The following is a 13,815-nucleotide window of genomic DNA, read 5'->3' on the forward strand; positions in this document are numbered from 1 at the left end:
CAGGCTGCATTGAGGAGCCTTCGAGGGTCGGATCACGCGGCCGGGGCGAAGGACCTCGACCACGTGGTCGGTCCGCGCAGACGCAGGAAGTGCATTCGGCACGTCAGTGCGTCCGCGTACTGTGGTGCCCGACGGAGGGGGAGGGCAGCAGTTGCGCAGGGTGCCGCCGGAGATGTTCCGGTTCACGACGGGGGACAAGGCCGAACTCTACGGTGCGATCCTTCAGGCCTTCGGCGCGGCCAACGAACGGTTGGAGACCGCGCTCGGGCTGGACGAAGTCCGCACCCGTCTGCGGACGGTCGGCTGGCTGGACGCGGTCCACGACGACGATCTCCAGGAGGCACTGCGAAAGCTCAGGGAGTGGCAGCTGCTGGACGTCGTCCAGAACCACGCGGAGAACTACCGCACCGCTGAGGAGTACGAGCGCCGCAACCTCCAGTACTCGCTGACCCGGCGCGGCGAGGCCGCGTTCGCCGGGGTCGAGCACGCCCTGTCCGTGCTCGCCTCGACGGGAGCACTCCAGGCCGCGGTGCTGGAGGCGATCGCGGACCGGCTCGACGAGCTGTACGTCCTGCTGGGGGACTGCGCGTCCTCGGACCGCCGGGTCTTCACCACGCTGCAGGAGCTGGAGGGCCACCTGGAAGCGCTGCTGGCCAACACCAAGGCGTTCAACGGCGAGTTGCAGCGCCTGCTGCGCGCCGAAGGTGCGGACCTGGCGACCTTCCGCGAGGTGAAGGCTGCGACGGTGGCCTACCTCCAGGAGTTCCTCGTCAACCTCGACCAGCGAGGTCAGACGGTGGCCACCGCGGTGGAGCGGGTCCAGCAGCGCGGGCTCAGCCTGCTGCACGAGCGGGCACTGCGGGGCGCCGAGCTGCCGCCGGTCGCCGACGGCGATCCCGCGCCGGCCTGGCTGGAGCGGCGTCGGGCGCGCTGGGAGGGCCTTCGGGCCTGGTTCCGGCCGGCGGACGGGTCACGACCCCGGGTGGAACAGCTGCACGACGTCGCGCGTCGCGCGATCGTGACGCTCCTCCAGGTCCTCGACCGGATCACCGAGTCGCGGCGCCGCTCGTCCAGCGCGGTGCAGGACTTCCGGGAACTGGCCCGCTGGTTCGCCGCGGCGCCCGGCGAGGACGACATGCATCGCCTGTGGTCGGCCGCCTTCGGGATCGGGCCGGCCCGCCATGCCCATCTCGCCCACCCGGACCCGGAGTTGGTGCCATCATCGGGGACGTGGGCGCAGGCCCCGCCGGTGGAGGTCTCGGCCCTGCTGCGCACCAGCGGTCGCACCGAGCGGTTCACGCGCACCGGCAAGGTGCGCGACATCGGAGGGATCAAGGCGGCCCGGGCCGAGCGGGCCCGGAAGGAGCGAGCCGAACTCGAAGCGGCCTGGGACGTCCTGGGCACCGACGGCCCGGTACGGCTCTCCGGCTTCGGCACGCTGGACCACGCCGTCTTCGAGCGACTGCTCGACCTCCTCGGCCGGGCGCTGGTCGTCCGGCCGGACGGCAGCGGAGCGCGTCGGGCGGTTACCTCGGACGGCCGCGTCGAGGTCGTCCTCCGGCCGTTGCCCGGCGGCGGGCGAGCCGTCCTGCGGACGCCTCGGGGGAGGCTGGAGGGGCCTGACTACCTGGTGGAGATCCGCAGCCCGGGCAGCGCGCGGCAGCCCGCCGGACGGGAGACGGGATGAGCACCCTCGCGAACCAACTGGTCCTGGCCGAGCGGCAGGACGTCGCCCGGGGCATCAGACTGCTGCTCGGTCGGCCGCTGATCACCGAGCGCGGCGACCCGCCGGCCTTCGAGCTGATCCGCCGCCGCCAGGACCCGTTGACGAAGTGGTTCGACTACCACTGCGGTTGGCAGCTGGTGGTGGAGCCGCGCCTGGGGTACGCGCGGTTGTTCAAGATCCGGGCCGTCCCGGACGGTTCGCGCCCCGCCCGTCGGCTGCGGTCCGGCAGGGCGCCGTTCGACCGCCGCCGCTACGTCCTGCTGTGCGTCGTCGCCGCCGAGCTGCTCCCGGTCCCGGTGACGACGGTCGGCCTGCTCGCCGACCGCGTCGTCCAGGCCTGTGCCACCGACGAGGCGCTGCCGCCCTTCGACACGGCGAGCAGGCCCGAGCGGATGGCCTTCGTGGACGTCCTCAAGCTGCTGGAGTCCTACGGTGCGCTCCTCATCGTGGACGGTGTCACCGAGAGCTTCGCCGACTCGGCGCAGGCCAAGGTGCTCTACCGCGTGGACGCCACCGTGCTGATGCGGCTGCTCGCCGCGCCCGTCGGGCCGTCCCGGCTGGCCGTACCGGCGGAGGAAATACCGCTGCGGTACGAGGAACTCCTGCGCGGCACCGTGCGCGAGAGCCGGTACGGCGGTGCCGACGCCTCCGACGCACAACGCAACCTCCGGCTGCGGCACTCGCTGCTGCGCCGGCTCTTCGACGATCCCGTCCTCCACCACGACGAGCTCTCCGCCGACGAACTGGCCTACCTCACCTCGCCGACCGGCCGCCAGATCGTCCGGCGCGCCGCCGAGCAGGCCGGTTTCGTCCTGGAGGAGCGGGCCGACGGACTGCTGCTCGTCGACCCGGACGGGATCGCCACCGACAGTCGCTTCCCGGACGATTCCGCGACGGCCCGAGTGGCCGCCCTGCTCCTGCTGGAACCGCTGACGGCCGCCCCGGGCGGGCTGACACCGGAACAGCTCACGGCCGAGGCGAACGAACTCCTGCGGCGCTTCCCGCAGTGGGCGAAGAGCTACCAGTCGGAGGACGGAGCCCAGCGCCTGACGGCCGACGCGGTTCGCGTCCTGACCGACTTCGGCCTGGCCCGACGGATCGGCGACCGTACCGTCCCCCGCCCCGCGGCGTTCCGGTACCGGACCACCGTTGCCGACTGCCCCGCAACCTGATGAGGGAACAACTCCGATGACCGTGACGGAACTTCCGCAGTCCCGCGCCTCCCGGGCGACGGCGGCAGGGGCGCGCTGGCAGCCCGCCAGGGCGGGCATCCTGAACGTCTGGCGCTACTACGACGAGACCTTCACCTTCCACGAGGGCCGACTGCTCCTACGGGGGCAGAACGGCACCGGCAAGTCCAAGGCGCTGGAGGTGCTGCTGCCGTTCCTGCTCGACGCCAGCCTGCGCCCCAACCGGTTGTCCACCTTCGGCGGCTCCGAGCGCACCATGCACTGGAACCTGATGGGCGAGGGCACCTCGGGCAAGACCCGCGTCGGGTACGTGTGGCTGGAGTTCGTCCGCGACGACGGCGATCCCGTCCGCTTCACCTGCGGCGCCAGACTCCAGGCCAGCGTGCACACCACCAACGTCACCGCCGACTACTTCACCACCGGCGCACGGATCGACCGCCCCGGGGGCCTCGCCCTGGTCAACGACGCGGGCCAGCCGCTCACCCGTGCAGCCCTCGCCGAAGCCCTGCAAGGCCGGGGCGAGCTGCACGGATCACCGACCGACTACCGCACCACGGTCCGGAGCACGCTCTTCCCCGGGCTGAACGAGCAACGCTACGACGCCCTGATCACCGCACTGCTCCAGCTCCGCACCCCCAAGCTGTCCGAGCGCCTGGATCCGTCGCTGCTGTCCTCCCTGCTCTCCCGGGCCCTGCCCCCGCTCGGCCAGGGCGAGATCACCGAACTGGCCGAGGGCTTCGAACGCCTCGACCGCCAGCGCGAGCACCTGAAGACCCTGGACGACGAAGTGGCCGCGGCCACCGCCGTCGCGAACCAGCAACGCGGCTACGCCCAGCGCGTCCTGCGCGCCGGGGCAGCGGCGCTCATCTCGGCGACGACCGAGATGGACAACCTCACCCGCATCGCCCGGGAGAGCGAGGAGGAACACGCCGAAGCCCTGCGCCGGCGCGACGAGAGCAGGGAGGCGAAGGAGGAGCTCGAACACCGGCGACAGGAGATCGACGGCGCCATCGAGGGGCTGCTCGACTCCGAGGTCTACCGGCAGGGTCTGGAACTCGACCAGCTCCGCCGCAGGGCCGACCAGGCCGTCGGGACGGCCAACCGTCTCCGCGCCGCCGCCGACCGGAAGGCACACACGGCCGACGAGGACGCCGAGCGCGCCGACGACGCGCGGCTGCGCTCCGAGCAGTGGACCGAGCACACCCGCGCCGCCCGGGAGGACACCCGGGGCGCGGCGCGGCGAGCAGCCATGGAGTCCGTCTGCACCGAGGTGCAGACGGTACTCGACACCCCACCCGGCACGTCCGGGGACACGGGGGAGCAAGGGCGCACCGCACGCCGCCTGCTGCGTGGCGCGGTCGCCTCGCGGCACGGCCAGATCACCCGGGTCCGCGCCGCCGTCGAACACCACGAGCGGTCCGTCGCGGACCGGACGACAGCGGAGCACCACCTCGACACGGCGCGCGAGCGCCTGGCCGAGGCGACCGCGCGGCGCGACGGGAACGCCCGCGCCTACGAGTCGGCCGTCGACGCGCACGCCGACCTGCTGCGCCGGTGGGCGACGGCGGACTGCACCGAGTTGCACGTCGACGACGCCGAGGAGCTCGCCTCCCGCGCCGCCGTCGAGACCGACGTCCTCGTGCTGGTCGAGGCTGCCGCCCGCGCGACGGAGAGCGCCATCACCGCCGAGGAGACGACCGCTCGGGGCGACCGGGACGTCGCCCGCGCCCGGCGCGACTGCTTCGCCGAGGAGTTGGAACGCACTGCGGCCGCGGCCGATCTGCCGCCGGTGCCGCCTCGCACCCGCACCGCCGACCGGTCGGCACTGCCGGGCGCACCGCTGTGGCGCCTGCTGGCGTTCCGGCCGGAAGTGCCGCCCGCCGACCAAGCAGGCATCGAGGCGGCCCTGGAAGCGGCTGGCCTGCTGGACGCCTGGATGACCCCCGACGGCGGCATCGCCGTCGCTGGCCACGACACTCTGGTGGACCCGGTGTCGGCCGTGCCAGCGTCGGGCCTCTCGCTGCTCGACGTCCTGGCTCCCGAACCCGACGGGCCGGTGCCGGCCGGTCAGGTACGGCGGCTGCTCGCCGGCATCGCCTACGGCCCCACCCTCCCCGCACTCCCGGCGGGCCACCCGGCCGCAGTGGCGGCCGACGGAAGCTGGCGGCTGGCGACGGCGGTCGGCTCCTGGACCAAGGAGCAAGCCAGCCACATCGGAGCCGCGGCCCGGGAACGCGCCAGGCAGCGGCGCGTCGCCGGCCTCACCGCCGAACTGGCCGAGGCCGAGACCACCGTCCACGGTTTCGAGGCGCAGCTGCGCACCCTCGCCGACCGCCGGACGCGCCTCGGTGCCGACCTGCGTTCCCGGCCACACCACCGGGAGTTGGACCAGGCCAAGCGCGCCTGGGAGCGGTCCGAGTCCGACGTGGGCGCTCGCGAGGACGCCGTTCGCGAGGCCGTCGATCAACTCGCGCGGCAGGAGAACGCGGTCGCGGCCGCGCTGCGTGCACTCGCCGTCGCGTCGGCCGAGCACGCCCTGCCGACCGAACGCGCCGCCCTGGACGCGACCGCCACGGCAGTCGACGCGCTGCGCGAACTGGCCGACGTCTGGCTCGACTCCCACCTCGCCTGGTGGGCCGCCCGGCATGCCTGGGACACCGCCCGCAGCCATGCCGAGGCGTCCCGGGGCGCAGCGGCCGAGAGCCTGACCGAAGCCGAGGCCGCCGAGGCCGCCGCCCGGGCGCTCCGAGCCACGCTCCAGGCCGCCGAGAGCACCGTTGGCGAGGACTACCGCCGAGTGGCCAGCCGGATCAGCGACTTCCGCACGTCGCTCGACCGGACCCGCCATGAGATCGAAGCCGGCACCCGGGCACTCATCGCCCTCGAAGGCCGGATCGGCTCGCTGAGCGCCACCATGGCCCAGGACGCGGCCCGACGCGACGACGCCGTGGCGGCCCGCAACGAGGCCGCCCACGGCTTCCGCCGCCTCTGTGTCCTCGGATTCCCCGACGACGCGGGCCTCGGCCTCACCCTCACCGCCCTGGACGGCACGCGTGCCACCCTCGAAGCGGCGCGCGAGACCGCCGCCACGTGGCCCAACCTGCCGCACGGCGCCAGGAACCTCGGCGACTCCCTCAACCGCCTCTCCGAGGCCGTCCACCGTGCCCGCCAGAGCCTCAGCAGTCGTGCCGACCTCGAACTCGAAGCCGAAGAGGACATCCACGTCCTCACCGCCACCATCGACGGCATCCGGCTCGGAGCGACCGGCCTCCTCTCCCTCCTCACCGGCGACCGGGACCGAAGCCAGGACGACATCACCGCCGCCGAACGCAGTCTCTTCGACCGGACCCTCACCGGCGACACCCGTCGCCACCTCGCCTCCCGCATCCGCCAGGCCGGGGAACTCGTCGAGCGGATGAACGGCCACCTCGAACGGGTCCGCACCGCCTCACGGGTGGCCGTCCGTCTGGTGTGGCAGATCCACCCCGACCTGCCCGCCGGCACCCGGGCGGCCCGCGAACTGTTGCTCAAGGACCCGGCCCGGATCACCGAAGCCGACCGCGAGGCCCTGCACGCCTTCTTCCGGGGCCGCATCGAGGAGGCCAAGTCCCGTAACACGGCGTCCACATGGGAGGAGCAGCTTGCCGACGTCCTCGACTACACGGCCTGGCACCAGTTCGTCGTCAAGCTGGACCGCGCCAACGGCTCCGGGTGGCAACTGCTCACCAAGAAGCTCCACGGCGCGCTCTCGGGCGGCGAGAAGGCCATCGCCCTCCACCTGCCGCTCTTCGCTGCCGTGGCGGCCCACTACGAGGCGGTGCCGCAGTCGCCGCGACTGATCCTGCTCGACGAGGTCTTCGTCGGCGTCGACACCCTCAACCGCGGGCAGGTCTTCGGCCTCCTCGCGGCGCTCGACCTCGACCTGGTGCTCACCTCCGACCACGAGTGGTGCACCTACCGGGAGCTCTCCGGCATCGCCGTCCACCAGCTGATCACCGGCGGTGACGGCGACGATGCCGTCACCAGCGCCCGCTTCACCTGGACGGGCACCGACCTGCTACCCGACGAGGCCGACGCGGAGGAACCGGCATGACGGACCGCCACCCTCTCGACCTCCCTGAACTTCGACCTCTCTGGTCGGCCGTCCACGACCGTCTCTCGACCGGTCGCCCTGTCAGCCGGGTGCGATCCGGACCGCTCGACGACGCAGGCCGGGAGGCATTGGCCGACCTCCTCGGACTCGACCGGCTTCCCGATACCGAGCCGACGATTTCCCTCGCCGGACTCGATGGTGCCGTGCTGGACGCCTGCGGCCGGCCCGTACGGGACATAGTGACCGCGATCCTCGGCCCGATCCACGACCGGGCCGCCGAGCGCAAACGCAAGGCTTCCCAACGCGACGCCCTGTGGGAGTGGTTGGCCGGCCACGACGTGGTCACTGCCCAGCCCGCTCTCCTGGAATGGGTCGGCCACCTGCGGACCAACGGCCTCATCGACGGCTCACCCGACCGGACCCGGTCACTGCTGACCACCGCGCTGGCCGTCCTCGCCGCACTTCCTGCCGACGGCGAGCCACTACCGGTCCTCGCCGCCCGCCTCCTCGACGGCGACTCGCACGCCCTCGACGACGGGACCCGGCTGTCCGGCCTCGTCCTGCGCGCCCTGGCGGTGCTGTACGGCACCGACCTGCCGGACAGCGCCGAGACCCGGCGAGTGCTCTGGAGCCGGGCCGGGGTGGCCGACGATCAGCTCTCCGCCACCGTGCTCGCCGTCGGTCTGCGCTTCGACGGCGACGGCCCGGTCGCGCGGGTCTCCCGCATCTGCGCCGACTCCGGTCATCCCGTCAGTCTCACCCTCGCCCAACTCCGCACGCCCGGTGACTGCACTGGCCCTGCGGGGCCGGTGCACATCACCGAGAACCCCAGCGTGCTCGCCCTGTCCCTGCGCCGCTTCGGTCATCACTGCCCGCCACTGGTCTGCACCTCCGGCTGGCCCAACACCGCCGTGATCCACCTGCTGCGTCGACTCGCCGACGACGGCGCCTCCCTGCGCTACCACGGAGACTTCGACGGCGAGGGCATCCGCATCGCGGCCCACGTCCTCGCCAAGACCGGAGCCGTCCCCTGGCGGATGGCAGCCGCCGACTATCGCGCCGTCGCGCCCCGGGTTCCCTCGGGCCCCGATCCGGGTCGCCTCACCGCCGCCCCTTGGGACCGGGCGCTCGTCGACTCCATGGCTGAACTGCGCACCACAGTGGTGGAGGAGGTGGTCGCCGACCTCCTCCTCGACGACTTGGCAGACCACCGACACGAATAGAATGACAGCCTGTTCGACGGGCTGAGGGCTACCACCAGCTTTTCGGTCTCGTCCACGTCGACTTCGAAACGCAGAGGCGCGCGCCGAGGGCCTCGTACGCCTGGTATCGCGACCTGATCGCCGCCCATCGGGCCCGGGCCTCGCGGGGGAATCGGATGTCATCGTTGTCCACCCCTTTTGAGATTTCCCGCCATGGTACTCCAGCCTTGTTTCGGGCTGTGCGCCGCGAATTTCCGTGGGTATGGGCGGGAAGTCGCCGGTCGAGGCCGAGGTGTGGACCTCGGAGTGGTGGTCGTTGCAGGCGCGGGTGGCGCCGTTGTCCCGGCGTGCGGATCCGTGCCGGCAGGCTCGGGGCCGGCGGAACCCGGTGGATTACGTAGTCGGAATGCGTAGTTCTACTGACGCCCGTGGGCCTCGTCGCCGGGGAGGCTTGCCCGGGGTGACAGGAGCAATCAAGAAGCGAATCACCGAGCGACCCTTGCCGGCGGCACGTGAATGCCGTCCGGGAATCCGCGCGAGGCCGGTTCCGACAGAGCATTCCAGCCGAATTCAAGGGCTGCCTGAATTTCCACAAGTGACGCACAGTAAGGCTAATCCCTGCCCATGCCTGCAGACGATCTCCACCACGCCGCATCGCCGCCACCCGCCTTTCAGCCCCTCCAGGCGGACGACCCGACCGAAGTAGCCGGTTACCGGTTGTACGCGCGTCTGGGGGCTGGCGGGATGGGTCGGGTCTACCTCTCCTACACCCCCGGCGGACGCCCGGTGGCCCTCAAGGTGGTCCGCACCGAGTTCGCCGAGGACCCCGAGTTCCGCCGCCGGTTCACCCGGGAGGTGGCCAACGCCCAGCGGATCCACGGCCTGTACACCGCCCAGGTGATCGACGCCGGTACCGAGGCCGACACCCCCTGGCTGGTCACCGCCTACGTGCCGGGCCCCTCGCTGCAGCAGGTGGCGCGCGAGCACGGCGGGCTGCCGGTGCGCACCGTGCTGCTGCTGCTCGGCGGCATCGCCGAGGCGCTGCAGGCGATCCACAGCGTCAACGTGGTACACCGCGACCTGAAGCCCGCCAACGTGATGGTCGCAGCCGACGGTCCGCGGGTGATCGACTTCGGCATCGCCCGGGCCGCTGACACCACCGCGCTGACCGGCACCGGGGTCCGGATCGGCTCGCCCGCCTTCATGGCGCCCGAGCAGGCCCAGGGCGCGGCGGTCACCCCCGCCACCGACGTCTTCGCGCTGGGCGCGCTGGCCGCCTACGTGGCGAGCGGCGTGCAGCCGTTCGGCGAGGGGCCGGAGACCGCGGTGCTCTACCGGGTGGTGCACGAGCCACCGGAGCTGGACGCGGTGCCCGCCGAGCTGCGCGCGCTGCTGGAGCGTTGCCTGGCCAAGTCGCCCGAGGACCGTCCCCTGCCGGCCGAGATCATCGAGATCGTCCGCAACCACCCTGAGATCGGTGGGCAGTTGCGGTTCGCCGACGACTGGCTCCCCGCGCCGGTGGCCACCGAGATCACCCGCCGTTCCGACTTGCCCAGGACGCTGCCGACCCCCACCGTCCTGGACTCGGTGCCCTCGCTCGGTACCCCGACGCCGGCGGCAGTTCCCCCACCACCGCTCAGTGAGATGCCCACCGCACGTGCGCGATATCCGGAGCAGACCGTTCCGCTCGCCGAGGCTGCGCCGCCCCTCGCGCCGCCGCAGGCCAAGGCGAAAGGCGTCTCCTGGAAGACCCTGCTGACCATCGCCGTGGTGGTGGCGCTCGGGGGCTCGCTGGCCGGGGTGCTGCTGACCCGGAACGACAAGTCGACCACCAGCGGCAGCGACGCCGCCCAGGCCCCGGCCGCCGTGAAGTCCCCGGTCGCGTCGACGACGGCTCCCGCAACCGCGCCCACCAGCGCGCCCACCAGCGCGGCCGCCGGCGCGGCGAGCGCCGGCGCCTCGTCGGCCGGCGGCGCGCCCAGCGCACCCGGCTCGGTCGGCGGCGGCTCGGCGCCCGCTACGGCGGGGAGCTACACCCCGGTGGTGAACAAGGTCGAACTGAACATCCCGGCGAGCCTGTACGCCACCCAGGCGTACCAGGTCGACCTGGTCGGCGGCAAGACGGCCCCTGCCGTGACCACTCCCAAGTGGGCGCTCGCCCTGACGCACCAGAGCCCCACCGGTAGCGCCTCGGCCGACTCCTTCAGCGCGGCCGGCTTCGACCTCTCCGACTTCGCCGTGCTGACCGACCCGTCGTCCACCCCGGCCCAGTGCAACGCCGCGATCGACACCCAGCCCAGAGCCAACGTCGGCTTCGCCCAGGTGAACGGCGGCCGGTTGCTCTGCATCCGCGACCGCACCGCCAACAGCATCGCGATCGCGACCATCGAGACCGCCGACGTACAGACCGGCGAGGTCAAGCTCTCGCTGAGCACCTGGCAACGCAGCTCCTGACCCCGTTCGAGCGGGCACGGGAGTGGACGTCCACACGGTGGCGGACAGCCCGGGGCCGAGGCCGACGACGCTCCTTCGTGGCCTTCGTCAGACATCACGTGCTGAAGCGCAGATCAACGAGGACCACGGATTTCCAGGGCAGCCCAGGCTGCCGGTCGACTCGCCGTCCAGCCCGGGCAGTCGGGACATGGTGAGCAGAGCGGGCCACAGGCCTTCCCAGGTCGATCTGCCAGGTATTCCCTGGCGGATCGACGGGAAGCCGGTGGGACGGCTTCGGGGCGGCCCGGTCGCCTGTGGCCGGGGGAGGCAGCGGGCGAATCAGCCGTTGAGCGACGATTCCCTCATGCCGTGTCGGGTGCCTCGCTGAGCAGAGCGCGGGTGAGACTCGCCCGGTTGGAGACACCGAGTTTGCGGTAGATCCGGCCGAGGTGGGTGTCGACCGTGCGCACGCTGAGGAACAGCGTGCCGGCGATCTCTCCGCTGGTCAGGCCGGTGCTGGCGAGGCGGGCGATCTCCTGTTCCCGTCCGGTGAGCAGGGCCAGTCCGGCCGGATCCGCCCCGCTCCGGGCATCGGACGGGACGAAGGCGGAGGGAGCAGCGGAGGCAGCCAGCGCGGTGAACAACCGGGCGCGCTGGTGGGAGACTTCGTCGGCCAGCCTGGCCGAGCCGCACTGTTGGGCCAGCGCCGCGGCCTGGTCGAGCCACCCGGCCACCTGCTCGGTCCGCAGGCTGTCCAGCGCGAGCGCGGCCACCGCGACCAGCGTGCGGCCCATCTCGATGCGCTCACCGCCGACGGTGAAGTCCGCGACCGCCGCCAGCCCGCTGAGCCGAGCCTGCTCGAGGTCCCCGCGCATCCTGTGGGCCCACATGCGTGTGCGCCTGGCGTACCCGCGTCGGTTGGCGGAGGGCAGCTCGTCGACCCGGGCCTCGGCGAGGTGCGCCCAGCGCTCGGCCATCGTCCGGTCCCCCTCGGCAATCGCAGCCTGCGTCAGGGTCTCGTAGCAGCGTGGTTGCCACCAGGCAGTGACCCGGGGCAGGTGGACGCCGCCTGCGGCGTCCAGCAGCAGCCGGCTCGCCCGGGCCGGATCCCCGGTGATCAGCACGAGTTCCGCATGGGAGCAGCGGACGTTGACAGCCCAGGCGGTGGACTGACCGTCGGCGAGCGCCGCCGCGCGATCTGCCGACGCGAGCACCTCGCGCAACTCGGCGGAACCGCCCCGCCACAGCAGGACCTGCGAGCGGATCACCGCCAGCACTGCCTGGATCGCCGGGTTGCCGTCGAACTCGGTGTGCCGGTCGGCCTCGTCGAGCGTGGCCAGCGTGCGGCGCAGGTCCCCGCAGCGCAGCTGGGTGCCGGCCAGCGCCATCAGCAGCGCGGGCTGGATGTACGTCTGCCCGGTGCGCCGGGACAGCGCCGCGCCCCGAGTGAGGTGACGCTCGGCGGCGGCCAGGCGTCCGAGGGTCCCTTCGGCCATGCCCACTTGGTACAGCGCCTCCAGATTGGTCAGGAGGGTGGCGTCGGAGACGGCGTCGACGAGTTCGACCGCGCTGTCCGCCGTGCGGTCGGCCGCGGCCAGGTCCCCGGTGAACAGGTGGGCGAGCGACACCTGGGCCAGGGACTTGGCCTCATTGACCCGGTCGTGGTTCCGGCGCGCGATCGCGGCGGCCGTCTCGGCGTGCTGCCGACAGCTCTCGTAGTCCTGCAGGTCGTAGGCGCAGTCGGCGAGTTCGGAGTGCAGGGCGGCCGCCGCGGCGCAGTCGCGGTCGGCCAGGGCCGTGAGCCCGGCACGGGCCACGGCGCCGGCCTCGTTGTAGCGGCCGAGCTGCCGTTCGGCCCGGCTCGCGTCGGCGAGTGCGGTCAGGGCGTGGTTCCCGTGCGGCGGTCGGCCGACCGCAGGTCGGCGCAGTGTGTCGAGCATCGCCCGGCTCTCGGTGGCGTCGCCGGTCAGCAGCCGCGTCTGCGCGAGCAGCACCTGCGCTTCGTGCCAGTGCTCCCCACCCTCCCGGAGCAGCGGCAGTATGACCTCGAGATACCCGGCCGACACAGCGGGGGAGGCGTGCAGCGCGTCTCGCGAGGCGGCGATCAGGGTGGTGAGGTGCTCCGGTTCGTTCGGGTCGAGGGACCGCGCCACATGGTGGGCCCGCCGGGCAATCGGCACCGCAAGCTTGGCCAGCGCGGCCGCCGAGCGGCGGTGCAGGTCCCGGCGCCGGCTGGGTTCGATCTGCTGGTACACGACCGCACCCACCGCCGGGTGGCGCAGGATCATCTTCGCTCCGGCGTTGGCCGGCCGTACCAGGTCGAGGCCGGTGAGCAGGTCCAGAGCCCGCATGGTCTCGGGCAACTCCAGCCCCAGCGCGGCGGCGAGCAGCTCCGGGTGGAACGAGTGATCGAACACCGCCGCGGCGTGAAGCACGGTGAGCGCGGTGTCATCGAGGCCGGCCAGCTCACCGAGGATCGCCGTACCGGCCGCGGCGATCGCCTGGCCGTCGGAGGCCATGATCTTGAGGTACTGCGGATTGCCCTGGCCCTCGCGGTGGAGCTTCTCCAGGTCGGGACGCTCGCCGAGCAACTCCCTGGTCGCTGCCGGGGAGAGCGGCCCGAGCTGCCACACCTCGAGCAGGCCGGCGGATATCGCGCGGGACAGCACGGCGGCGAGCGCGGGCGAGAGCTGGCGCTGCCGATAGGCCAGCAGACAGAGAAGCGGGCCGTTGGCGGTCGCCTGGAGCAGCCGCTCCAGGCCCGGGATCCGATCGGCCGCAAGATGGTGCAGGTCGTCCACGGCGACCACCGCCGCGCCGTCCCGCGTCACCTGCTCGCGCACGTCGCAGGGCTCGTCCAGCAGCGACCGCAGGCCCGGGAGCGCGGGTGCGATCGCGTACTGCCCCTGGGCCGCGTCCACCCGGACTCCTGCGGCCCTGGCGTGTGCGACGGCCGTGGACATCAGCGCGCTCTTGCCGATGCCCGGCTCCCCGACCAGTGCGATCGCCCGTCCGCCCGCCGTCCTCAGGTCACCCAGCACCTCCAGCAGCGCCTCGATCTCCCCCGCCCGCCCGAACAGCTGACGCCCCCTGGCGGCCATCCCCCATGCCGGCGAACCCTCGAGGATGGATCCGCCGTCCTGTATTCCATCCGACATGACCGGCACATTA

At 72.7% G+C, this 13,815-nt stretch carries 6 protein-coding genes and 1 pseudogene; 6 read left to right on the forward strand and 1 reads right to left on the reverse strand.

The annotated features are described in order from the left end of the window. Positions 1-172 precede the first annotated feature (172 nt). From ABZW30_RS35870 to ABZW30_RS35895, 6 genes and pseudogenes are all read left to right on the forward strand, one after another. Positions 173-1,687, forward strand: a complete 1,515-nt coding sequence (locus tag ABZW30_RS35870; RefSeq protein WP_355675471.1) for a TIGR02677 family protein — start codon at positions 173-175, stop codon at positions 1,685-1,687. Beyond that, positions 1,684-2,898 carry a TIGR02678 family protein gene (locus ABZW30_RS35875; RefSeq protein ID WP_355675445.1) on the forward strand — a complete coding sequence of 405 codons (1,215 nt, stop codon included), beginning with the start codon at positions 1,684-1,686 and terminating at the stop codon, positions 2,896-2,898. Before ABZW30_RS35870 ends, ABZW30_RS35875 begins: the two co-directional genes overlap by 4 nt. Positions 2,899-2,914: 16 nt before the next feature. Beyond that, entirely contained in the window at positions 2,915-7,009 is a 4,095-nt protein-coding gene (locus ABZW30_RS35880; protein WP_355675446.1) for a TIGR02680 family protein, read from the forward strand. Further along, the gene (locus tag ABZW30_RS35885; protein WP_355675447.1) at positions 7,006-8,232 is read left to right on the forward strand and encodes a TIGR02679 family protein; all 1,227 of its coding nucleotides are present in this window, start codon (positions 7,006-7,008) and stop codon (positions 8,230-8,232) included. Before ABZW30_RS35880 ends, ABZW30_RS35885 begins: the two co-directional genes overlap by 4 nt. 29 nt (positions 8,233-8,261) lie before the next feature. Further along, a pseudogene (locus ABZW30_RS35890) lies at positions 8,262-8,612 on the forward strand (family 1 glycosylhydrolase); the annotation flags it as partial. Positions 8,613-8,835: 223 nt separating this feature from the next. Beyond that, a complete protein-coding gene (locus tag ABZW30_RS35895; RefSeq protein ID WP_355675448.1) occupies positions 8,836-10,665 on the forward strand; it encodes a serine/threonine-protein kinase in 1,830 nt (609 codons plus the stop codon). 341 nt (positions 10,666-11,006) lie between these two features. Here ABZW30_RS35895 and ABZW30_RS35900 read toward each other — a convergent pair whose 3' ends face one another. Continuing rightward, positions 11,007-13,802: a LuxR C-terminal-related transcriptional regulator gene (locus ABZW30_RS35900; protein ID WP_355675449.1), complete on the reverse strand. Its 2,796-nt coding sequence runs from the start codon at positions 13,800-13,802 to the stop codon at positions 11,007-11,009. Positions 13,803-13,815 lie beyond the last annotated feature (13 nt).

Origin of the sequence: Kitasatospora sp. NPDC004669 (genome assembly GCF_040609455.1) — a bacterium.
GTDB lineage: Bacteria > Actinomycetota > Actinomycetes > Streptomycetales > Streptomycetaceae > Kitasatospora.